Source organism: Paenibacillus sp. JNU01 (genome assembly GCF_059130585.1).
This window is the reverse complement of the sequence record NZ_CP169723.1, coordinates 1,719,207-1,741,433: the sequence shown is the minus strand read 5'-3', so window position 1 is coordinate 1,741,433 and position 22,227 is coordinate 1,719,207. Positions and strand designations below refer to the sequence as shown.

Annotated in this window: 21 protein-coding genes; 20 read left to right on the top strand and 1 reads right to left on the bottom strand. The window is 47.3% G+C overall.

Translation table 11 applies throughout. The features are described from left to right. Nucleotides 1-34: 34 nt before the first annotated feature. The 10 genes from def to spoVM all read left to right on the top strand — a co-directional run bounded on the left by def (nt 35) and on the right by spoVM (nt 9,336). The gene (gene def, locus NLBNIHML_RS07450; protein WP_017687449.1) at nt 35-523 is read left to right on the top strand and encodes a peptide deformylase; all 489 of its coding nucleotides are present in this window, start codon (nt 35-37) and stop codon (nt 521-523) included. A 12-nt stretch (nt 524-535) separates the two neighbouring features. Further along, nucleotides 536-1,489, top strand: coding sequence for a methionyl-tRNA formyltransferase (gene fmt, locus NLBNIHML_RS07445; protein WP_494354102.1), 954 nt, complete (start codon nt 536-538; stop codon nt 1,487-1,489). Next, nucleotides 1,486-2,913 (top strand): 16S rRNA (cytosine(967)-C(5))-methyltransferase RsmB, encoded by a 1,428-nt coding sequence (gene rsmB, locus NLBNIHML_RS07440; protein WP_494354101.1) that lies wholly within the window; start codon nt 1,486-1,488, stop codon nt 2,911-2,913. Before fmt ends, rsmB begins: the two co-directional genes overlap by 4 nt. A 254-nt stretch (nt 2,914-3,167) precedes the next feature. Beyond that, nucleotides 3,168-4,208: a dual-specificity RNA methyltransferase RlmN gene (gene rlmN / locus NLBNIHML_RS07435; RefSeq protein ID WP_036614609.1), complete on the top strand. Its 1,041-nt coding sequence runs from the start codon at nt 3,168-3,170 to the stop codon at nt 4,206-4,208. Between the two features lie 7 nt (nt 4,209-4,215). Continuing rightward, nucleotides 4,216-4,992 carry a Stp1/IreP family PP2C-type Ser/Thr phosphatase gene (locus NLBNIHML_RS07430; protein ID WP_339235676.1) on the top strand — a complete coding sequence of 259 codons (777 nt, stop codon included), beginning with the start codon at nt 4,216-4,218 and terminating at the stop codon, nt 4,990-4,992. Continuing rightward, the gene (gene pknB, locus NLBNIHML_RS07425; protein ID WP_472477053.1) at nt 4,989-7,202 is read left to right on the top strand and encodes a Stk1 family PASTA domain-containing Ser/Thr kinase; all 2,214 of its coding nucleotides are present in this window, start codon (nt 4,989-4,991) and stop codon (nt 7,200-7,202) included. The genes NLBNIHML_RS07430 and pknB overlap by 4 nt, the downstream gene beginning before the upstream one ends. Before the next feature lie 61 nt (nt 7,203-7,263). After that, nucleotides 7,264-8,172 (top strand): ribosome small subunit-dependent GTPase A, encoded by a 909-nt coding sequence (gene rsgA, locus NLBNIHML_RS07420; protein ID WP_339235672.1) that lies wholly within the window; start codon nt 7,264-7,266, stop codon nt 8,170-8,172. Nucleotide 8,173: 1 nt separating this feature from the next. Continuing rightward, nucleotides 8,174-8,833, top strand: coding sequence for a ribulose-phosphate 3-epimerase (gene rpe, locus NLBNIHML_RS07415; RefSeq protein ID WP_017687456.1), 660 nt, complete (start codon nt 8,174-8,176; stop codon nt 8,831-8,833). Nucleotides 8,834-8,836: 3 nt separating this feature from the next. Continuing rightward, complete coding sequence (locus NLBNIHML_RS07410; RefSeq protein WP_105410212.1) at nt 8,837-9,088, top strand: hypothetical protein; 252 nt, start codon at nt 8,837-8,839, stop codon at nt 9,086-9,088. A gap of 167 nt (nt 9,089-9,255) precedes the next feature. Next, entirely contained in the window at nt 9,256-9,336 is an 81-nt protein-coding gene (gene spoVM, locus NLBNIHML_RS07405) for a stage V sporulation protein SpoVM (protein WP_019424875.1), read from the top strand. Between the two features lie 194 nt (nt 9,337-9,530). Here spoVM and rpmB read toward each other — a convergent pair whose 3' ends face one another. Beyond that, the gene (rpmB, locus tag NLBNIHML_RS07400) at nt 9,531-9,719 is read right to left on the bottom strand and encodes a 50S ribosomal protein L28 (RefSeq protein WP_017687459.1); all 189 of its coding nucleotides are present in this window, start codon (nt 9,717-9,719) and stop codon (nt 9,531-9,533) included. A 636-nt stretch (nt 9,720-10,355) separates the two neighbouring features. On the opposite strand from rpmB, the gene NLBNIHML_RS07395 reads away from it, so the two are divergent. The 10 genes from NLBNIHML_RS07395 to glsA all read left to right on the top strand — a co-directional run bounded on the left by NLBNIHML_RS07395 (nt 10,356) and on the right by glsA (nt 22,201). Continuing rightward, on the top strand, nt 10,356-12,167 hold the full coding sequence (locus NLBNIHML_RS07395; protein ID WP_494354100.1) for a DAK2 domain-containing protein: 1,812 nt from the start codon (nt 10,356-10,358) through the stop codon (nt 12,165-12,167). Between the two features lie 76 nt (nt 12,168-12,243). Continuing rightward, nucleotides 12,244-13,107, top strand: coding sequence for a DegV family protein (locus NLBNIHML_RS07390; protein WP_339235667.1), 864 nt, complete (start codon nt 12,244-12,246; stop codon nt 13,105-13,107). A gap of 10 nt (nt 13,108-13,117) precedes the next feature. Beyond that, nucleotides 13,118-15,163, top strand: coding sequence for an ATP-dependent DNA helicase RecG (recG, locus tag NLBNIHML_RS07385; RefSeq protein WP_339235664.1), 2,046 nt, complete (start codon nt 13,118-13,120; stop codon nt 15,161-15,163). A 114-nt stretch (nt 15,164-15,277) separates the two neighbouring features. After that, nucleotides 15,278-15,565: a stage VI sporulation protein F gene (locus NLBNIHML_RS07380; RefSeq protein ID WP_278299015.1), complete on the top strand. Its 288-nt coding sequence runs from the start codon at nt 15,278-15,280 to the stop codon at nt 15,563-15,565. A 934-nt stretch (nt 15,566-16,499) separates the two neighbouring features. After that, on the top strand, nt 16,500-18,152 hold the full coding sequence (locus NLBNIHML_RS07375) for a LytS/YhcK type 5TM receptor domain-containing protein (RefSeq protein ID WP_339243138.1): 1,653 nt from the start codon (nt 16,500-16,502) through the stop codon (nt 18,150-18,152). A 10-nt stretch (nt 18,153-18,162) separates the two neighbouring features. After that, nucleotides 18,163-18,957: a LytR/AlgR family response regulator transcription factor gene (locus NLBNIHML_RS07370; RefSeq protein WP_339235658.1), complete on the top strand. Its 795-nt coding sequence runs from the start codon at nt 18,163-18,165 to the stop codon at nt 18,955-18,957. A 180-nt stretch (nt 18,958-19,137) separates the two neighbouring features. Then, nucleotides 19,138-20,373 carry an L-lactate MFS transporter gene (locus NLBNIHML_RS07365; protein WP_339243137.1) on the top strand — a complete coding sequence of 412 codons (1,236 nt, stop codon included), beginning with the start codon at nt 19,138-19,140 and terminating at the stop codon, nt 20,371-20,373. 98 nt (nt 20,374-20,471) lie between these two features. Further along, the gene (locus NLBNIHML_RS07360) at nt 20,472-20,651 is read left to right on the top strand and encodes a hypothetical protein (RefSeq protein ID WP_339256305.1); all 180 of its coding nucleotides are present in this window, start codon (nt 20,472-20,474) and stop codon (nt 20,649-20,651) included. After that, nucleotides 20,638-21,120, top strand: coding sequence for a GNAT family N-acetyltransferase (locus NLBNIHML_RS07355; RefSeq protein WP_339256303.1), 483 nt, complete (start codon nt 20,638-20,640; stop codon nt 21,118-21,120). The genes NLBNIHML_RS07360 and NLBNIHML_RS07355 overlap by 14 nt, the downstream gene beginning before the upstream one ends. Nucleotides 21,121-21,259: 139 nt before the next feature. Then, nucleotides 21,260-22,201, top strand: a complete 942-nt coding sequence (gene glsA, locus NLBNIHML_RS07350; RefSeq protein ID WP_339235652.1) for a glutaminase A — start codon at nt 21,260-21,262, stop codon at nt 22,199-22,201. Nucleotides 22,202-22,227 lie beyond the last annotated feature (26 nt).

Sequence of the window (22,227 nt, the reverse complement as noted above, 5' to 3'; positions counted from 1 at the left end):
AAATTATGATGAGGATTAGGAAGGTGCTTACAACATGTCGATTCGCATTATCGTGCAAGAACCAGATGAGGTGCTCCACAAGAGAGCTAAAGAAGTAACCAAAATTACACCAAATGTACAAAAATTGCTGGATGATATGGCGGATACCATGTACGATGCGGAGGGTGTAGGTCTAGCTGCGCCGCAAGTTGGTATTTTGAAACGTCTGATTGTTATCGACGCAGGTGATGAGCAAGGACTGATCAAGATGATTAACCCGGAGATCATTGCAAGTGAGGGAGAACAGTTCGGACCGGAAGGATGTCTGAGTATCCCTGGAATTAATGGCGATGTTCGCCGTTTTGAGACCGTTACGGTTAAAGGTCTGGATCGTGAAGGCAAAGAGTTGATTATTACGGGTAGTGGCTTGCTGTCCCGTGCATTCCAGCATGAAATTGATCATCTGGATGGCGTACTCTTTACGGATGTCGCCGAGAAAGTGTACGAAATTGCAGCCGATCAAACGGGACCGCGTCGTAATTAAGGAGTGATCGATTTGAATATTGTTTTTATGGGAACACCTGAATTTGCAGTTCCTTCTCTCGATATGCTGATTGCAGAGGGGTACCATGTGGTGGGTGTGGTGACTCAGCCTGATAAACCACAGGGACGCAAAAAAGTACTTACGCCAACACCGGTTAAGGCCGCGGCAGAACGCCACGGTCTGCCTGTGTTTCAACCCGTTAAACTGCGTGATCCGGAAGCGGTAGCCCGCTTGGCTGAATGGAAGCCGGACCTGATCGTGACTGCGGCTTTTGGCCAGATTCTGCCCAAAGCCGTGCTGGATATGCCTGTTCGCGGTTGTGTGAACGTGCATGGCTCTCTTTTGCCGAAATATCGGGGAGGAGCTCCAATCCAACGTTCCATTATTAACGGGGAATCCGTGACAGGAGTCACATTGATGTATATGGCTGAAGGCCTGGATACCGGAGATATGATCTCGCGTGTGGAACTGCCAATTACGGACGAAGATACATCAGGATCGATGTTTGATAAATTAAGTGAGGCTGGTTCCAAACTGCTTCAGGCAGAAATGCCGCGATTGATTGCAGGCGAGACCACGGCAGTCCCTCAGGATGATGCCGAGGCTTCGTATGCTCGCAATCTGACTCGGGATGACGAGAAGATGAAATGGAGTCGTACTTCACGTGAATTGTTCAATCAGATCCGCGGCCTTGTGCCGTTTTCGGGTGCATTTACGATGTGGGATGATCAGGTCTTCAAAGTATGGGCTGCGGCTAACCCCGATCAGGTGGATCTGGAAACCTCTTCGGATGCTGGACAAGCAGAGCCAGGAACAGTGCTGCAATTGAACAAGACAGGGATTGAAGTTCGTACAGGTAATGGATCTCTGTGGTTGACTGAGGTGCAGCCTGCAGGCAAAAAAGTGATGAAGGCGGCTGACTTTGCCCGTGGCGGTACATTGAAATCTGGAACGGTGCTACGATGAGTGGTAACACACCAGGTCGTTCGTCGGGAAAAGGTCATAAAGCTACAAGTGGTGCATCTCGCCCCCAGAAACCCAAAACATCTGCTCGTGCATTGGCAGTCAAGGTTTTGAGTGCTGTTGAGCAAGATGGAGCATACAGTAATCTGGAGTTGAATCGTCGTCTGAAAGAGGCTGAACTGAGCCCTGCGGATGCTGGACTAGCTACCGAATTGGTGTATGGAACAATCGCCAGATTGAATACACTTGATTATTATCTGGAACGGTACGTCGCCAAAGGAGTATCCAAACTGCAACCTTGGGTTCGCAGTCTGCTGCGGATCAGCGTATATCAGATGATATATCTGGATCGTATTCCGGAGCATGCCGTGGTGAGCGAAGCGGTTAATCTGGCGAAGAAACTGGGCCATCAGGGAATCTCGGGAATGGTGAATGGTGTACTGCGCAATATGATTCGCAATCGGGATGAACTTCGTATTCCAGAGAATCTGCCGGTTGCCGAACGTATTTCACTGGAACATTCCCACCCGTTATGGATGGTTGAACGCTGGATCGCCTATTATGGCGCGGAGACAGCGGAAGCCATCTGCCGTGCGAATAATGAGCCTCCAGCAGTGAGTGTCCGAGTTAATACAACAATGACCACACGGGAGAAACTGATGCATGAGATGGCAAGCACAGGTGCAGTCGTTGAAGCTTCTCAGTTGAGTTCGGATGGAATTCTTGTACGCAGTGGTGGGAATATGGCACTAACGTCCTGGTATCGGGACGGCTTGTTCTCTGTACAGGACGAAAGTTCCATGCTCGTAGCTGAAGCAGTTGCGCCTGAAGAAGAACAGCTTGTATTGGATTGCTGCGCAGCTCCGGGTGGTAAAACAGCTCACATGGCGGAGAAAATGCACGATCGTGGTCGTATTATCGCGAACGATGTACATGCTCATAAGCGCCAGTTGATCCTGGATCAGGCGGAGCGTCTCGGTCTGAGCTGCATCGATGCTGTAACTGGAGATGCTCTTGATCTGAACGAGAGGTATCCGGAAGCATCGTTTGACCGCATTTTGCTGGATGCGCCATGTTCCGGCCTGGGTGTTATTCGACGGAAGCCCGATGTAAAATGGACCAAATCGAAAGAAGACATCGAAGATATCGCAAGCTTGCAGCGTGAACTGCTTGATCGTGTTGCGCCGTTGTTAAAACCAGGTGGTATTTTGGTGTACAGCACATGTACAATTGAGCCTGCTGAGAATGAAGATATGGTTGCAGACTTCTTGAATCGACATCTGGAATATCGTCCAGCAGAAGCATCTGTCTGGACTGAATCGGAGACAGCGAAATTGAAGGTTGTGAACGGAGGCGTTCAGATTTTGCCACAATACGCTCACAGCGACGGATTTTTCATCGCACGGTTGACAAAAACAGTGGAATAACAGTTTAATAGAGCACGGAAGCACGGCCGCCGAGGGGAACTTCGGCGGATTTCTTTGTGATGGGACTTCAGCATAATGGTTAGAGAAAAGGGATGACAGGGTGCGATGGCGGCATTCAGGTGTTATAATGCATGAAGTACAGATATCAAGGGTATACATGGATGTAACGTGGTCTTTGTGATAGAATAGGACGAATGGAACGAAAAGAAGGAAGCCAAACGAAAAGAAAAGAAGGAATAGGTGTTGACAACAAAATGAAACCTTTTATATATGATTATTCTCTGGAACAATTGCAGCAATGGGCTGTGGAGAATGGGGAGCCGGCGTTTCGCGGTGGTCAAATCTTTGACTGGATTTATGTAAAACGCGTGAATGATTTCAGTGAAATGACGAATCTGTCCAAGCCATTGCGTGAGAAGCTGACAGAGCAATTTGAATTCGTAACGCTTAAGGAAATTACAAAGTTTGAATCCAAGGATGGAACGGTTAAATTCCTCTTTGGTCTTCATGATGATCATGCCATCGAGACTGTAATTATGAAGCATAACTACGGGAACAGCATCTGTGTAACCACGCAGGTTGGATGTCGTATTGGTTGTACGTTCTGTGCATCTACATTGGGTGGACTCAAGCGTAATCTTACGGCTGGAGAGATTGTTGCCCAGGTTGTGCAGGCTCAGAAAATTCTGGATGAACGCGGCGAACGTGTCAGCAGCATTGTAATCATGGGTTCGGGTGAACCTTTCGAAAACTATGAAGCAACGATGACTTTCCTGCGCATCATGATTCATGAAAAAGGATTGAACATTGGTCAGCGTCACATCACGGTATCAACGAGCGGAATTGTTCCGAACATCTACAAGTTTGCAGATGAAGATACACAGATTAACCTCGCCATTTCGATTCATGCACCGAATGATGCACTTCGTTCGAAATTGATGCCGGTTAACCGTCGTTTTCCTTTTGAAGACGTAATGGAGTCCCTTCGTTATTATCTGGCCAAAACAGGTCGGAGAATTACGTTTGAGTATGCACTGATTGGTGGCGTAAACGATCAGCCAGAGCATGCAGCGGAACTGGCAAGTGTGCTTAAGAACATGTTATGCCACGTGAATCTTATTCCGGTTAACCATGTACCTGAACGCAAGTACGTAAGAACATCGAGAAGCGACATTTTCAATTTTCAGAAGATTCTCTCGGAACAGGGTGTTAATGTAACCATTCGTCGTGAACAGGGACATGATATTGCTGCCGCTTGCGGTCAGCTTCGTGCAAAGCATATGGAGTTGAGGTGAGAACGTTTTGATCAAAACAGTTCATGTGAGCCATATCGGACGAGTGCGTTCGGTGAATGAAGATTCAGCCTGGATTCGTAATCTGGATACAGGATATATTCTGGGTATTGTTGCCGATGGCATGGGTGGACATCTTGCAGGGGATACGGCAAGCCGCTTGGCAGTGGAGACGTTGGTACAAGATTTGGGAACACTGGAACCAGGTCTGTCACATGCGTCTCTGTCTGCAGCTCTAAGCGATGCTATTTTGCATGCCAACGAAGTTATCTTCCGCACGGCATCCACAGATGACAAGTATCACAACATGGGAACAACCGTGGTTGCGGCATTATTGAACGATACGGAAGGTGTTATTGGACACATCGGGGATAGCAGAGCCTACAAAATTGCGAACAAAGCTGTGATCCAGCTAACCGAGGACCATACACTGGTGAATGAATTGTTCAAAAACGGTCAGATTAGCAAAGAGGATGTGTCCCATCATCCACGTCGCAACGTGTTAACTCGTGCACTTGGAACCGATGCCGAGGTGAAGGTAGACCTGGATACCGTCAAGCTGGAGGAAGGCGAAGTTCTTCTCCTGTGCAGTGATGGTCTCAGTAACCTGGTCAGCAATGAGCAGATTATTCAGGTTGCCGGCAATCTGGAACTGGCACTCGAAGATCGTGCAGACCGACTGCTTCAGTTGGCTTTACTTGCTGGGGGAGACGACAACATCACGGTTGCCTTGTTCGAGTTGCAGAAGGATGGTTCCGTGGATACGGAAACGGGGTGTGAGTCATGATTGGGCACCAGCTAGGCGGACGCTATGAAGTGATTGAGCGTGTCGGCGGTGGCGGCATGGCTCTTGTGTACAAAGCCCAGGATCTTCTGTTGAACCGGAATGTAGCGATTAAAGTTCTAAGACAACAGTTTGTGCATGACGAAGAGTTTATTCGCCGTTTCCGCAGAGAAGCACAATCGGCAGCATCACTGTCTCATCCGAATGTAGTTAGCATTTATGACGTGGGGCAGGAAGATGACGTTCATTATATTGTCATGGAGTATGTGGAAGGCAAAAACCTGAATGAAATTATTAAAGAGCGTGCGCCTCTGCAAGTGGACGAATCGGTCCGCATTGCATCACAGATTGCAGATGCTCTTGATCATGCACATCATAATCAAATCATTCATCGGGATATCAAACCGCATAATATATTAATTGGCCGGAATGGCCGCGTGAAGGTAACGGACTTTGGGATCGCCCGTGCAGTTACATCTACAACGATTACGCAGACGGGTTCCGTAGTTGGTTCTGTACATTACTTCTCACCGGAACATGCCAAAGGCATCGTTACTGGTGAAAAATCGGACTTATATTCTCTTGGGATCGTACTTTACCAAATGCTTACTGGGCAACTTCCGTTTCTGGGTGAAAGTCCAATCAGTGTGGCATTGAAGCATTTGCAGGAAGAGTTCGATGAACCACGCAAATTTAATCCATTGATTCCGCAAAGTGTGGAAAATGTCATCTTGAAATCCATGCGTAAAAATCCGCAGGAACGTTATCAGTCGGCCAAGGAAATGCAGACTGATCTGGAAACTTGCCTGATGCCGGAGAGACGTAATGAAACGAAGATTGATTTTCCAGATGAGGATGATATAGACCAGACCCGCGTTATGCCAGCGATCAAGCCTGAACCGCGCGGAGTTACGTCGACGGGTGCGGTGCCAGTGATGGAGTCTGACGAAGAAACTGGCAAGGGTAAAGCGAAAGCTAAGAACTGGAAAAAACCAGCATTACTCATTTCATTAACCGTTCTTATTCTAATCGCCATGGTGGGCGTTGTATGGTATGTCAAGGGTATGCTGGTTGTACCTGAAGTTACCGTGCCTAACGTGATCACCCAGACAGAAGAAAAGGCTCGCGAAATGCTTGAGGAGAAAGGACTCGTCGTCAGTGATGAGGTCATCCGTCTCTATCAAGAGGGTGTCGAACCCGGTATTGTCTTTGACCAGAGCAGAAAAGAAGGCGATGTCGTCAAAGAAGGTTCTGAGGTCCAACTCAGTGTTGGTGCAGAAAAAGAACTGGTGAAGATGATTGATGTCAAACAGGAAACTTATGATGAGGCTGTCAAGAAGTTGACTGCGCTTGGCATTAAGGAAGATCAGATTCAGCGGAAAGATGAATTCTCTAATGATGTGCCTTCAGGTTCTGTTATTTCCCAGACACCGGGTGTCAATGAGGAATTCGATCCAGAGGCCGTTCAGATTGAGCTAACCGTAAGTAAAGGCACTGAAACGGTCAAAATGCCTGATTTGAAAAATTTAACCCGCAGTGAAGCCGAAGAAAAACTGAAATCTGCTGGACTTGTGCTTGCTCAGGTGCAGGAAGAATCAAGTTATACGGTGGATCAGGGGAAAGTGACGCAGCAATGGCCTGTGGAAGCGGGCACAGAGGTTAATCCTGGCGATAAGATTACAATCTTTATCAGTACAGGGTATCCGCCTGAAGCGCTGAAATATCCGTTTAATATCAATGTATCACCCAAAGAAGATGGTAAAAACAGTAAAATTCGTATCACGTATGAAGACGCACGCGGCAAGAATCAGGAATGGGGAACACGCACCGTGAACTCAACCCAGACATTGACCATTCCGCTTGTGCTCGCTCCAAATGAAAATGGGGCTGTGTCTGTATATCGTGATGGACAGTTCCTGGATACGTATCTCGTCTCCTACAGTGAAGCCAAAAACGGAACAGTAAACGTACCTTCCATTGACCCGGAACCAAACACGCAGACGCCGCCAGAAAATGAGCCTGATCCAGGCCAAGGCAGTGTTGATGAGGGCAGTGGTGACCCCAATCAGGAAGGTGAGCCTGAGTCCACACCAGCAGACGGTGAAGGTGACAGCGTAGATGAAGACACTTCTGCCATGAATAAGGGTAAGGAGCCCGGCAAGGAAAAAGAGAAGAAGAAAAAGGAAGTCATTAACGCATCAAGCCGTCCATAAGGGCGGCTTATGCTGGCGTCTGGATTAAATGTACCACCATCAAAAGGAGGGCGACGGAGCTATGCCAGAAGGTATCATCGTTAAAGCGCTAAGCGGTTACTATTATGTCATGCCAGTGGAAGACAACGGGGTTCCTTCGGTTGAAGGTTCCGCCGTTCAATGTCGAGCCAGAGGTATCTTCAGAAAACGGGGAACATCACCGCTTGTAGGTGACCGCGTCAGCTACATGTTGACGGAGAACGGTGAAGGAACGGTGGATGAAATCCGGAAGCGTGAGACGGAACTCATCCGTCCTCCAGTGGCCAATGTAAGTTTGGCTGTTCTGTTATTCTCGGTGAAAGAACCGGATATGAACCTGAATTTGTTGGACAAGTTCCTTGTTCACATCGAGCAGGCTGGTCTGGATGCTCTGATTGTGCTGACCAAACAGGATTTGGCTGATCCAGCCAAAGACACTGTTGCTGAAGTGAAAGCATTGTATGAACAGGTTGGTTACGAAGTGATTTCCACAAGTTCACGTACCGGTGAAGGCAGTGAACTGCTCAGAGATCGCCTCGCTGGCAAGATTAGCGTATTCTCTGGTCAATCCGGTGTAGGCAAGTCGTCCATGTTAAATGCATTGATGCCCGGCCTAACGCTGGAGACGAGTGCGATCAGCATGCGTCTTGGACGAGGGAAACACACCACCAGGCACGTAGAACTTATCCCCTTGGATAATGGTGGATTTGTGGCGGATACGCCAGGGTTCAGCCAACTGGACTTTCTGGAGATTGGTGTGGAGGAACTCTCCACGTGTTTCCGGGAATTCGCCCAGTTTGCAGATCAGTGCAAGTTCCGGGGGTGTACCCATACCCATGAACCAGGTTGTCGTGTGCTCGCGGCCAAGGAGGAAGGTCTAATCTCCGAAAGCCGATATCAGCACTATGTGCAGTTCCTTACCGAAATGAAAGATAAGAAGCGGAGGTATTAACATGATTAAAATTGCCCCATCGATATTATCAGCTGATTTTGCCCGCCTTGGTGCGGAAGTTGCCGAAGCCCAAGCTGCAGGAGGAGACTGGATCCATGTTGACGTTATGGACGGTCACTTTGTCCCTAATATTACGCTTGGACCCGCGATTGTAAAGGCGATCGCACCGCATACAAGCTTGCCGCTCGATGTGCACTTGATGATTGAGAATCCGGAACGTTATGTTGAGGAATTTGCCAAAGCCGGTGCAGCAGTCATTACCGTGCATGCTGAGGCTTGTGTGCATCTGCACCGCGTTATTCATCTGATCAAGGAGCAGGGAGTGAAAGCAGGAGTTGCCCTTAATCCGGGAACGCCAGCGTCTGCTATTCTTGAAGTACTGGATGATGTGGACATGGTTCTTGTTATGACGGTCAATCCTGGATTTGGCGGACAGGCTTTCATCTCAGGTACCATGAACAAAATCAAGCAGATTCGTACCTGGTTGAATGAAAAGGGACGTCATGATGTACATATCGAAGTGGATGGCGGAATTGCTGCCGACACAGCCCCGCTTGTGGTGGAAGCTGGAGCAGATGTACTCGTTGCCGGTAGTGCCGTATTTGGACGTGAAGATCGTGCTGCAGCGATTACTGAAATTCGCCGTAGCTACGGAGGCTAATTGATGACTCTTAAGGAGACGCTGTGGACGATGGCTGCGAGTCTCGTAACGGGACTTGTGCTTGCTCTGTTTGCGGTTATTCAGTCCCCGTATAATGCCATTACGTCATTGATCGGGGTGGGTGTTGTTATTATGTATTTCCGCAAATTTGATCGTACGGGACATCGGGTTACTTTTGTTATCTTCGGCATACTGTATTATCTAATGAGTGTTTTCATGATCGCTGCCTATCAATATATTCCTACCCAAACGTAAATGACCTGATCTTCGGGCTTGTCATTGTGGAATAGGGATCGATGGTTCCGCATAAATATGGTTACATGAGCAGGTTTCTCATGTAGCCTTTTTTGTCGTGTTTGAGGTAAAGAAGGCCTGAAGCATAGGATACGGCGGACGCATGAGCATGATGGGGAGGGTGAATTATGAAATTTTACACATTCAAACTGCCGAAGTTTTTGGGAGGGTTTGTAAAGGCGATTCTTAATACGTTTCAAAAGAACTGATCTGATTGATAAGGTAACAGGGAATACCGCCGCTTTGGCTCAGGCTAATCTGGAATTCGTACCTGCGAAGCGCCATGCGGCGGCCATTCACATGTTCATGAGTGTATTCAAGAATCCCTTTTTTGAATACCAAAAAAGCACCTGCAAGGAACAAGGTGCTTTTTGCTTACCCGATTTATAGTAGCTTTGCGTGATTATACGCGAGTCACTTTACCGGCTTTCAGTGCACGGGTGCTTACGTATACACGTTTTGGTTTGCCGTCAACGAGAATGCGGACCTTCTGAACGTTTACGCCCCAAGTACGACGGTTACGGTTGTTAGCGTGGGATACGTGGTTACCGGTGCCCGGTTTCTTACCTGTCACATAACATTTGCGAGACATAGATTACACCTCCTATCCTAAAATAACCAGTTGCCTTCAGAAACGAAAAGTCATTCCATAAGGACTAAATTGTTCTTCCTGATCATAAAGATCAGGCTTCAGTAGCTAATGGCGTTGTTTAAGCCGGCATGACCGGATCATTTCCATTACTTAACCTGCATAAAACAATACTTGAATATAATATCATAATCAAAAAAGCTTCGTCAACTGATCCAAAAACTTTATTTATTTCTCCTGCCTAATATAGTACAATGTTGAGTAGTCCATAATACAGTGGTGAACAGGCTGTTGCCGCGAGGAAGTCGGAGAATACACCGTACCTAGAGGTCGGTGGTCTGCTTTTTGGCAACGCTGTGAGCTGCGGCATTCCATCATTGGCACCAGTCTCCACGCGGCATTCATGCCGGCTCTTGATACCGGTGCATATCCGTATGCCCCGAAGTTAGGGGTGCAGAGAGTGCAGGATATTGGTAGCCCGGCCGCCCAGACCGTTAATCCGGCTGACATGTTGTATTGTATGCCTGTGCCGGACAAGGTATGGACGAAGAATAACGCAGTCCGCGTTAGCGCATGAACAGACCAGACACATCTTGGTGCAAGGTGTTCGTGTATCAAGCTAGGAAGGGGAATTCTCACTTGAGTATACGTTCTTTAAATGGAACAGATTTCACCGCTATGGTACTTGCCGGAGCGGAACAACTTGGACAGCATGCAGAGCACGTCAATTCCCTGAATGTTTTCCCTGTGCCGGATGGTGACACGGGAACGAACATGAATTTGACAATGAGTGCAGGAGTCGCAGAGATTAAAAGAAAAAGTTCTGCCTCCATCGGCGAAGCTGCCGGTATTCTATCGAAAGGCCTGCTTATGGGCGCACGGGGGAATTCAGGAGTTATTCTGTCGCAATTGTTCCGTGGTTTTAGTCGTTCAGCTGCTCCCTATGAGGAACTGAATACGCTCCAATTTGCAGCAGCCCTGCAGAACGGTGTTGACGCAGCTTACAAAGCAGTCGTAAAACCCGTTGAAGGGACCATTCTTACCGTAGCCAAGGAAGCGGCGAAACATGCCAACTACTACGCAAGACGGACGAATGATATTACTGAATTAATGAATGAAGTTTTGTTAAAAGCAAAAGAAGCACTGGCCATGACTCCGGAATTGCTTCCTGTACTGAAACAGGTGGGTGTTGTGGATTCAGGTGGTCAGGGGCTTGTATATATCTACGAGGGCTTTATGGAAGTATTGCTGCAAAGTGACGGTGTGAATCGTACTTCGCTGAACAAAGAAGTAACCCCATCCGTGGCAGCATCTGCTTTGAAACCGGCTGCACCGGCAGAAGTGGATATCAAGAAGCCTGCACAACAGCAGGTGATAGCGCCGGAGATGCCATTGTCTGCTCAGGCGAGATTGGAAACGGAGGATATTGAATTCCTGTATGATATGGAATTCTTCATTAATCGTGAACTTGGAGAGAACGCAGGAGTGGCATTTGATGATGAGGCATTCCGGAAAGCGTTGTCAGTTAACGGGGATTCGATCATTATCATTGCCGATGATGAAGTTATCAAAGTTCATGTCCATTCCAAAACTCCAGGCGATGTGTTGAATCTGGCACTGCATTATGGTGAGATTACACAGATTCATATTCTCAATATGCGTGAACAGCATCGGGATCTCCTGACAGCAGGCATGGATATTGCTCCATCACCTGAATTGTTTGCAGAGATTCCACGTGAGGCAGCACGCAGTATGGAAGAAGCTGTGCTTCCTGCAGATGAGATGGCACCGTATGGTTTTATTGCGGTATCCTCCGGTGACGGTATTGCAGAGATTTTCCAAAGTCTTGGCGTCGATGTTGTTCTGTCTGGTGGACAGACGATGAATCCGAGCACGGAAGATTTTGTAAAAGCCGTTCGCTCCATTGCTGCGGAGCAGGTATTTATACTCCCGAATAACTCGAATATTGTACTGGCTGCGGAGCAGGCACGTGAACTGCTTGAAGATGAGCGCCGAATTACGGTTATTCCGAGCAAGACCATTCCACAGGGAATGGCTGCTGCTTTTGCATTCCAGGAAGATGAGTCTGCGGAAACGAACCGTGACCAAATGTTGGAGGCCATCAGCCGGGTACAGTCCGGTCAAGTAACTCATGCGGTTCGTGATACGCAATATGATGAATTGGATATCAAGGCGGGACACTATATTGGTATTCATAACTCCAAAATTGTAGCGACGGATGAAGTCATGCTTCAAGCATGTGAAGGTCTGCTCAAGCAGATGATGGAGAGCGGAGATGAAGTGGTGACGATCCTTGAAGGGGACGAAGCTGACCCTGAGGTTACTGCTGCCCTCGCTGCATGGCTTGAAGTAGAGTATCCTGATGCTGAGGTAGAGGTACATCGTGGAGGACAGCCTGTGTATTATTATTTGTTCTCCATAGAGTCCTAATAAAGGTTGTTCAAAACGTCTCTTATTGAGTTTTTGAACAGGTACCAATAGCACTCTGGCAAAGAGGAGGAGAGTCATGAGCCACAAGGTTGCGATAGTAACAGACAGTACGGCGGATATTCCCGAAGAACTCATTCGCAAATACGGGATTCATATTGTTCCGTTGCGCGTTCTGTTCGGTGAAGAGACTTATGCAGATGGCGTTGATCTGACTTCGGAACAGTTCTACGAAAAATTGAAGAAGGTTTCTGTGTTGCCTACAACTTCACAGCCTTCTCCAACTGATTTCATGAATGTATATCAATCACTTCTGGATGAGAACCCGGAACGCCCGATTGTATCCATCCACCTGTCATCCGGCATGAGTGGTACCTACCAATCGGCCATGCTTGGCAAGTCTTTGCTGGAGCGTGAGGGTGACATCACCGTGCTGGATTCGAAGTCAGCATCGTATGGATACGGTCTAATGGTGGTACAGGCTGCTGAACTTGCCGAACAGGGGAAGTCAGCAGTCGAAATCGCTGCTGCCATTGAAGAGATGCAAAAATCTCGTAAATTGTTCTTTCTCGTGGATACCCTTGAGTATCTGCAAAAAGGCGGTCGGATTGGCAAAGCTTCAGCCATCTTGGGAACGTTGCTTAACATTAAGCCGATCCTGTCTATTGATGAAGAAGGCGTTATCTACGCAGTTGAGAAAGTCAGAGGTCATAAAAAGGCAATGGCACGCATTATTGAGCTGTTCCAGAAGGATCTTGCAGGCAAACGGGTTAACCTCGCGGTAGGTCATACCGCTGACCCGGGATCAGCGATCGCTTGTGCAGAGCAGCTGCGTGGTCATTTTACAGTGAATGAAGTGATCTATACCAATATTGGAGCCGTAATTGGCAGTCATGTTGGACCTGGTGTCATTGCGATCTTTATGTGGCCTGTTCCGGAATGAGGGATTAGACATGAAATTGGAAGAAATATCTGTTAAGCAAATTAACGGCGTGAGTGCTCTCAAAGAGGGAGAGCTTCACGCCTTTGGCATCTCTACTGTTAAAGACCTGCTTGAATATTATCCGTTCCGTTATGAGGACTATCGTCTGCGTTCGCTTAGTGAAGTGAAGGATGGGGACAAGATTACGGTCCAGGGACAGGTGATGGGCATTCCTGTATTACAACGATACGGTAAAAAGTCCCGTCTCACCTGTAAGATCATGACGGAAGAGTGGATGATTACAGCGACCTGGTTCAATCGCCATTTTCTCAAAGAACAGCTTACGCCCAATCGTGAGATTGTGATTACGGGGAAGTGGGAACAAAAACGCATGCAGATGACAGTTACCGACTCGGAGTTTCCCGATAAAGGCGATGGGCGTTCAGGTACACTGCAACCTGTATATTCAGTAACCGGCAAGCTGACGCAACAATGGATGCGCAAAACGATCAATCAGGGATTAATCCAATTCGGAGATATGATTCCCGAGATTCTTCCCCAGTCCTTGATGAGGAAATACAGCTTCATGCCGCGAAAGCAGGCGATTGCGGGAATTCATCGTCCACAGGACAACCGGGAAGGCCAACAAGCCAGACAGCGGATGGTGTATGAAGAACTGTTTCTGTTCCAGCTGAAAATGCAGGCGTATCGTGCGCTCAACCGGAATCGGATGGATGGTGTGGTACATACCACGGACAATACAACGATTCGTGAGTTTGTACGCAGTTTACCATTTGAACTGACAGATGCTCAGAAAAAGGTGGAGCTTGAAATTCTGCATGATATGCGTTCGCCTTATGCAATGAATCGGTTATTGCAGGGTGATGTAGGATCGGGTAAAACGGTTATTGCGGCAATTGCGCTATACACGACTGTTCGATCCGGTTTTCAAGGGGCTCTGATGGTGCCTACAGAGATTCTGGCGGAGCAGCATATGCGTTCACTGCAAAAGCTGTTTGAACCGTTTGGGGTAACTGTAGGCCTGTTAACAGGCAGTGTAAATGGGCGTAAACGTAAAGATCTGATCGCGTCGTTGCAAATGGGCATGATGGATATCGTGGTGGGCACACACGCCCTGATTCAGGAAGATGTTTTCTTCCGTGATCTGGGCCTTGTGGTGACGGACGAGCAGCATCGCTTCGGGGTGAATCAGCGCAGCGTTTTACGACGCAAAGGATATAATCCAGATGTGTTAACGATGACGGCTACGCCAATTCCACGGACACTTGCGATTACGGCTTTTGGGGATATTGAGGTATCCACGATCTCAGAACGTCCGAAAGGACGGATTCCAATCTCTACGTATTGGGTCAAGCACGATATGATGGAGCGGGTGCTCGGGTTTATCTCCAGAGAAGTGGATCAAGGGCGTCAAGCCTATCTGATCTGTCCGCTCATTGAAGAGTCGGAGAAGCTGGATGTGCAGAACGCGATTGATCTGCATGTGCAGATGCAGCAGAACTTTCCGAAATATCGTGTAGGTCTGCTGCATGGACGGATGACGGCTGCGGAGAAAGAAGAGATGATGCGTGACTTCTATAGCAATGATATTCAGCTGCTGGTCTCCACCACCGTTGTGGAGGTCGGGGTCGATGTGCCGAATGCCACGTTAATGGTCATTATGGATGCGGACCGTTTCGGTCTGTCCCAGCTGCATCAGCTTCGTGGTCGGGTTGGTCGTGGGGCCCATGCATCCTATTGTGTACTCATTGCTGATCCCAAGACAGAGGTCGGACAGGAACGTATGAAGGTCATGACGGAAACGGAGGATGGATTCGAGGTATCTCGTCGGGACCTCGATCTCCGGGGTCCGGGTGATTTCTTTGGTACCAAACAGAGCGGATTGCCCGAGTTCCGTCTTGCTGATATGGTTGCCGATTTTGCTGTGCTGGAACAAGCCCGAGATGATGTATCCCAGTTGATTGCGGAAGTAAATTTCTGGACGTCTGTGGATTATGCACCTTTGCGTGATTTCCTACAGCAACAGCAAGTATTTAAGGGTGATCTGATTGACTAAAGCTTGCTTTGATAGCTGGTTTTTCATATTACCTTTGTAAAAAAAGACAAGTGTACAAGCCCTCCCGACATATGAATAAGAAGTGAGTTCATTTTTTGGGAGGTGCTATACGTTTTGGGTTACCAACAATATGGAATTAGTCCGCAACTGGTGGAGCGGATCAAACTAAAGATGAAAAACCCCGCAGTTAAAGAGCGTATCAAAAAGTTGATTGATGGGGTGACCAAGTCTGATCTGCAAGATAAGGCCAAGGTCAGAAGGCTGGTCAAGTCTTCCGCAGTCATTATGAATGAGAATTTTTCTGCGGCACAGGAGGAGCAGTTTGTTGCGTTTGTACTCGCGCAGAAGATTGATCCGAACAATACGTTTCATTTGATTAAGCTGTGGGGGATGTTTAGGTAGGGATTCGATGTAATGTTGGTTTAACTAAAGAGAGTTGTTTACACGGGGGCACTACGATGACAGAATAACCTTCCGAGCGCTGTTATCCCCAGATTTTCTGATTGACCCTTTCCAAGGGTAAAATCCGGGGATAAAGGCGCACACTTCGCTTCTTTAGGTTATTTCTGTCCTCTCCGTTGTTGTGTAAACGAAAGTACTTTAGAAAAACCAAATTACATGAATGATTGTTTGGTAGTTTAGGAAGGGGTGTTCCACTAGTCATGTATGACATGCTGGAACACCCTTTTTTTGTGGTGGAGAGCAGTTGGGATGATGGAGGTTTTAGTTGGGCATTAAATGGAATGATTATGTAATTTTATCTGCTGCACTCTTACTTTGATGAGGAAAAGAGCTGGAGATGATTAAAGTTATGATTAGAACTACAATGATAATGCTATTGGAAGGCAATTCTTTCAGGATGTAGTCTTGCACAAGTAAGACCAGGATTGAAATAAATAAAATCATTTGCAGGACAAGTCTTGTTGAGCGATCAGGATCGTTCGATCGTCTGGAGACGCCATATAGGATAAGCCATATTAGACTAAAAAGCAGAAGTGAACCTAGGAGTATAATGGCAAGCATGCTTGAACACCTTTCTGTAATTAATTTTTGACCAATTGGAATAACATGACAAGTCATTAATTATATCATAGGAATTTCTGTATTTGTTGATTTTATGGAAATATGAGGTGATGGTTGATCTTCACATATTCCCTTTTTTGATTGTCACAGGATGTACTTTGCTTTCCTCCAGGGGGAGCGGTAAACTGTTGCATACAAGTTAGTTGTGTGAATCAGAGTTAATTTATAGATGTTGTGGCGGATTGGCATTACAATGAGACATGTCTTTTATTTTCAGACAGATGTGGAGGAAGTACGATTGGAGATGTTTACGATGCTGCTTGGTTTATTTGAACGGGCGGCGCTGTTGATTATATTTTTATTCTTTCTGTCGAGGGTGCCGAGGTTTAGGCAGATTCTGCAAAAGGGGAAATTAAGGTGGCAGGAGTCTATTGCGGTTACCTTGTTATTCTGTGCTTTTGCCATCTTCGGAACGTATACGGGCATTAATGTGGAAGGTTCACTGGTGAATGTCCGCATTATAGCGGTGCTATCGGGTGGTATTTTGTTCGGGGCGCCTGTGGGTATTATTACGGGGATTGTGTCAGGTGTACATCGGTATTTGATCGATATGGATGGTGTCACAGCTATACCTTGTCTAATCACGAGTATCCTGGCGGGTCTGGTATCCGGATATATACATAAGTACACGCCCAAGCCTAAGCGATGGATCATCGGTATTGGAGCAGGTATGATCTGTGAAGCGCTCACGATGTTACTGATCCTGCTATTTTCCTATCCCGATCCATTGGGTGCAGATATTGTTTCGAAGATTGCGCTGCCTATGATTCTGGGTGAAGTCAACATAGGGCTGATTGTGCTCCTGGTGCAGAGTGTTGAAGGGGAAAAGGAAATGATTGCAGCTCGTCAGGCGAAGCTCGCCCTAGAGATTGCTAACAAAACCTTGCCGTACTTCCGTTCCATTGACGAGGATTCTCTGCGCAAAATCTGCCGTATTATTCAGGAGGATATTCAGGCAGATGCCGTTGCGATTACGGATACCCGGAATGTACTGGCATATGTAGGATTTGGTGAGGAACGATATCATATTGGTAATGAAATTATAAGTGAGATGACCAAGAAGACGATCTCCAGCGGGGAGATTACAATCAGTAATGATGTCATTGATGAGAAAACACCGGATATCCACTCGCTGTTAATCATTCCGCTTAAAGAACGAGGAGAAATTACAGGTGCGCTCAAAATCTATTATCGCAAAGCCTATAAAATTACGTATCCTTTGCAAACGATGGCTGTAGGTCTGTCGCAGATCATCTCGACCCAGATGGAGGTATCGCGGGTAGAGGAGATCAAGGCTGCTGCCAACAAAGCGGAGCTGCGTGCATTACAGACAACCATTCACCCTCATTTTCTGTTTAATGCGCTAAATGCGATTGCTTCGTCCATTCGAACCAAACCGGATCGTGCGCGGGAGCTGATTGTGAATCTATCCGGATACATGCGGTACAATCTGGAACTGTCGGATGAGTTAATTGATATTCATAAGGAACTGGAGCAGGTCCGTAATTATGTAGAGATTGAGAAAGCCCGCTTTGGCAGCCGACTGAATGTAATCTATGAGATTGATGAGGTCGCGGTGCATATTCCGAGTCTTGTCATCCAGCCGCTCGTCGAAAATGCCATTATTCATGGCATTCTCAAGGTGAAAGGACCGGGTACTGTTCGAATTCGGGTACAGGATTATCCGGAGTTTGTTCGCATTAGTGTCAGCGATACAGGGGCAGGGATCAGTGCAGATATTATTGAACGGGTCTACCATGACCGTATGCCTGGTAACCAGATCGGGCTGTATAATGTGCATCGCCGGGTCAAGCTTATTTACGGACAAGGTGTAACCATTACCAGGCTGGAACAAGGAACCGATATTTTATTTGATGTGCCCAAAGGAGATGTCGTAACAAGGTGATGATGGATCGATGAGAGCTCTTATTGTGGAAGACGAGATTCTGGCAAGCGAGGAATTGAATTACTTAATCCAGGAACATAGCCAGATTGAGGTGGTGGATCGCCTTGAAGACGGGCTGGATGTACTGAAATTTTTGCAGGAACAAGAAGTGGATGTCATTTTCCTCGATATCAATATTCCCTCGCTGGACGGCATGATGCTGGCCCATCATATTGGGAAATTTGCAACAAAACCCTATATTGTTTTTACTACGGCATACAAGGAACATGCAGCAGAAGCCTTTGAGTTGGAGGCATTTGATTATATTTTGAAGCCTTATGACGAGAAGAGAATCGCTGCGATGCTCCATAAGCTGGAGATAGCATTCAAACGTGATCATGCGCCAGTGGAGCAATATGTTGAGGATGAACCAGCCCCTATGGAGGACGGATCTGCTGCGCACGGTGAACTGGTACGAGATACGAATTCCCATACCAACAGAAGAATTAATCTGCTGCGGAATGACAATATTATTGTTACGGATACGGCAGATATCTACTATGCGGAAGCGCAAGAGAAAGTGACGAAGGTATATACCAAAAATGGGGAGTTCACCATGCCAGTGAGCATATCGGATTTTCATAGCCGTCTGCCACAGGATACGTTCTTTCGCTGCCACCGTTCGTACGTTGTAAATCTGTCGCAAATCCGTGAAATCGTACCTTGGTTCAACAATACGTACCTGCTTCGCCTGCGCGATCTGGAAGCTGAAGTGCCCGTGAGTCGCGGGAAGGTCAAAGAGTTCAGGCAACTCATGCGCATCTAGAAGCATTTCATTCCGCATCTGATGCAACTCATGCTCAAAACGGTGTAATGAATCCCCTTTCATGTATGATTACCTTGTGAACGCATTCATGTATATGACATCGGCAAAGGGGAGATCACGATGAAAGCAGCTATTTCATCCGCTTCATCAGCACCTACATCAACAATTACACCTACAAAAATGAACCGCTGGCTTATTGTTTTGGGGACTATCATTGTACAAATGGGTCTTGGAACCATCTATACGTGGAGTTTATTCAATCAACCGCTGTCTGATCGTTTCGGATGGGACGTCAGCTCGGTCGCGATAACTTTTTCAATTACCAGTTTTGCTTTGGCATTTGCCACATTGTTTGCAGGGCGGTTGCAGGAACGTTGGGGTCTTCAGCGCCTGATTCGTGTGGCCGGGGTTGTGCTTGGGCTGGGTCTTATTCTAAGTTCCCAAGTCTCTTCATTAACTCTGCTGTACATTTTGGCTGGATTTGTCGTTGGTTTTGCAGATGGTACAGCGTACATTACGTCGCTATCCAATCTGATCAAGTGGTTCCCGGAACGTAAAGGTCTGATCTCAGGGATCTCAGTCGGAGCTTTTGGTACCGGTAGTTTATTGTTCAAATATGTGAACTCGGCATTGATCGGGGCCGTTGGTCCTGCTCAGGCATTTATGTACTGGGGCATTATTGTTCTGGTTCTGGTGGTTGCCGGATCATTCCTGATCCGTGAAGCGGTTGTTCGTGAACAGGCTCCGGCAAGCAAGAATGGCCCGAAACAAGTGGTGGCGCGTCAGGACTACACGGTGAAAGAGATGCTGCGTACAAAAGAAGCGTACATGTTGTTCGTTATTTTCTTCACAGCGTGTATGAGCGGTCTGTATCTAATCGGTATTGTCAAAGATATCGGTGTACAGCTTGCAGGTCTAGATGTAGCTACAGCTGCCAACGCAGTGGCCATGGTTGCGATCTTTAACACGGCAGGACGTATTATTCTCGGTGCGCTGTCGGACAAAGTGGGACGAATGAAAGTCATCGCTGGTGCGCTGCTGGTGACAGCTGTAGCTGTCATGACACTTAGTCTGGTTCCATTGACCTTCGGGATCTTCTTCGCCTGTGTGGCGGCCGTTGCATTCTGCTTCGGCGGTAACATTACGGTATTCCCGGCGATTGTGGCTGATTACTTCGGACTGAAAAATCAGAGCAAAAACTATGGAGTGATTTATCAGGGCTTTGGATTTGGTGCTTTGGCAGGATCATTCATCAGCGCCCTGCTGGGCGGGTTCCATCTAACCTTCATCGTGATTGCCGTACTCTGTGCAGTCTCCCTGTTGCTCGCACTGATCATTACCCCTCCAGGTCAAGGTCGTCGTGAACGTCAACGTGAAAAACAGATGAACCTTAAGCCTTCATCACGGGCAAGCTAATAGCACGCTTTGGAAGCACCGAACAGAGAATATTTCTTCATCTTAAAAAGCAAATTAAAAACAAAGTAAACAAAGCGGTCTCCAGATGAGGCCGCTTTTTGGTATCTATTGTTGCCAAATTGCTGGTCAGACTGTTGGCCTTTTGGACCATCCGGCTGCCTGCAAGTGGGGTGCCTTGTGTGCATTCCATCATTCGCTTCTGTTATACTCTAGGTGAATTCAACAACACCAAGACCAAGTTATGTACCCCAGAGGAGGCATATCATGAAATTCATTAAATACACACAACCTGATTTTGACGATTATTACGCATTGGTTTCCAATACGGAAGTGATGAAACAGATTACAGAACGGGCAATACCGGAGCAAGAGGCGAGAACGCAATTCGAATCCATGCTGGAGTTTAATGAACGTTCCACATGTGGACATTACCGAGTATTCAGTGAAGAAGGAGCGGGAGTAGCCTATGCCAAACTGATTCCAGATCAGAAAGACCCGAATCGGGCTGAAATAGGTTATATGATTCTGCCCGAACATTGGGGCAAGGGCCAAGGGACATCCATTGCGTCACGGTTGATTATCCAGGCACAAGCCGCAGGGATTGGATCGCTCTATGCTGTTATCGATCCGTCTAACGTCGCTTCCCGCCAGATTTTAACCAGACAGAACTTTGTATCCACCTGGACAGGGGATTATGATGGTCTTCCTGGTGAGATTTTGGAGTTAGATCTTCAAATGAAGCGGTAAAGTAACTGTTCTGCGGGTAATCAGACATATGAGGCTTCTTGCATGGGATGGATGGAGCGCATTGCTCATTAATGATATGGGCGCTCACCATGCACATTTCATGCAAGAGGTACATATAGAGATGTGGAGGAGATGACATATGAGCAATACAACCATGGAGCGTCTGAATGATTTACTGCCGGAGTGGCTGGAGACCAGTCGGTTGCACACAGGGCAAGGTAAAGTCGCTTCTTATATCCCGGAGCTTGTCAAAGCTTCTCAGGATGAGCTGGGTATACATATCATGGACGCCGAAGGCAATCATGTGTCGGCAGGGGATTGCGGTGTGCCATTTACGATGCAAAGTATCTCCAAAGTCTTCACCTTAATTCTGGCCTTAATGGATCATGGAGAAGAAGCAGTCTTCTTTAATGTAGGAAAAGAACCTACAGGCGATGATTACGACTCGATGATCAAGCTCGAGCTGGTTGAACCCGGAATTCCGTTCAATCCGTTGATCAATGCCGGCGCGATTACGGTGTCCTCCCTCATTGGAGGAGATTGCAAAGAGGAGAAATCACGGCGCATCCTGGAGTTCTTCCGTAGGCTCGCGCATAATGATCAGTTGGGTTATAACGAGGATGTATTCAAGTCCGAGTCGGAGAGTGGGCACCTGAATCGTTCACTGGCATATTTCTTGAAGCATAATGGTGTGATCAAGGATGACGTGGAAGATGTACTTGCCGTGTATTTCCGTCATTGTTCCATTGAAGTGACCTGTGCGGACTTGGCACGCATGGCACTGGTTTTGGCTTATGATGGAACCGATCCGATTACGGGTGAAGAACTCATCCCTCGTCGGTATGTACAGATTGCGAAAACCTTCATGACGACCTGTGGGATGTATAATGCGTCAGGTGAATTCGCCATTGAAGTCGGTTTGCCCGCCAAAAGTGGGGTTTCCGGTGGGATATTGACTCTGGTACCGGGACAGTTCGGTATTGGAGTGATTGGACCCGCTCTGAATCGCAAAGGTAACAGCCTTGCAGGCGTGCATCTGCTTGAGCGTCTGTCCAAGGAATTCGACTGGAGCTTTTTCTAAAAGTTTTCTAAAAAAAAGCCATACCC

Coding starts and splice junctions, on each gene's coding strand:
- rsmB (WP_494354101.1), top strand. CDS start 1,486: ATGAGTGGTAACACACCAGGTCGTTCGTCGGGAAAAGGTCATAAAGCT.
- NLBNIHML_RS07355 (WP_339256303.1), top strand. CDS start 20,638: ATGAAATTCATTAAATACACACAACCTGATTTTGACGATTATTACGCA.
- NLBNIHML_RS07410 (WP_105410212.1), top strand. CDS start 8,837: ATGACTCTTAAGGAGACGCTGTGGACGATGGCTGCGAGTCTCGTAACG.
- recG (WP_339235664.1), top strand. CDS start 13,118: ATGAAATTGGAAGAAATATCTGTTAAGCAAATTAACGGCGTGAGTGCT.
- NLBNIHML_RS07370 (WP_339235658.1), top strand. CDS start 18,163: ATGAGAGCTCTTATTGTGGAAGACGAGATTCTGGCAAGCGAGGAATTG.
- NLBNIHML_RS07390 (WP_339235667.1), top strand. CDS start 12,244: ATGAGCCACAAGGTTGCGATAGTAACAGACAGTACGGCGGATATTCCC.
- rpmB (WP_017687459.1), bottom strand. CDS start 9,719: ATGTCTCGCAAATGTTATGTGACAGGTAAGAAACCGGGCACCGGTAAC.
- pknB (WP_472477053.1), top strand. CDS start 4,989: ATGATTGGGCACCAGCTAGGCGGACGCTATGAAGTGATTGAGCGTGTC.
- NLBNIHML_RS07365 (WP_339243137.1), top strand. CDS start 19,138: ATGAACCGCTGGCTTATTGTTTTGGGGACTATCATTGTACAAATGGGT.
- rlmN (WP_036614609.1), top strand. CDS start 3,168: ATGAAACCTTTTATATATGATTATTCTCTGGAACAATTGCAGCAATGG.
- rsgA (WP_339235672.1), top strand. CDS start 7,264: ATGCCAGAAGGTATCATCGTTAAAGCGCTAAGCGGTTACTATTATGTC.
- glsA (WP_339235652.1), top strand. CDS start 21,260: ATGAGCAATACAACCATGGAGCGTCTGAATGATTTACTGCCGGAGTGG.
- NLBNIHML_RS07375 (WP_339243138.1), top strand. CDS start 16,500: ATGCTGCTTGGTTTATTTGAACGGGCGGCGCTGTTGATTATATTTTTA.
- rpe (WP_017687456.1), top strand. CDS start 8,174: ATGATTAAAATTGCCCCATCGATATTATCAGCTGATTTTGCCCGCCTT.
- spoVM (WP_019424875.1), top strand. CDS start 9,256: ATGAAATTTTACACATTCAAACTGCCGAAGTTTTTGGGAGGGTTTGTA.
- def (WP_017687449.1), top strand. CDS start 35: ATGTCGATTCGCATTATCGTGCAAGAACCAGATGAGGTGCTCCACAAG.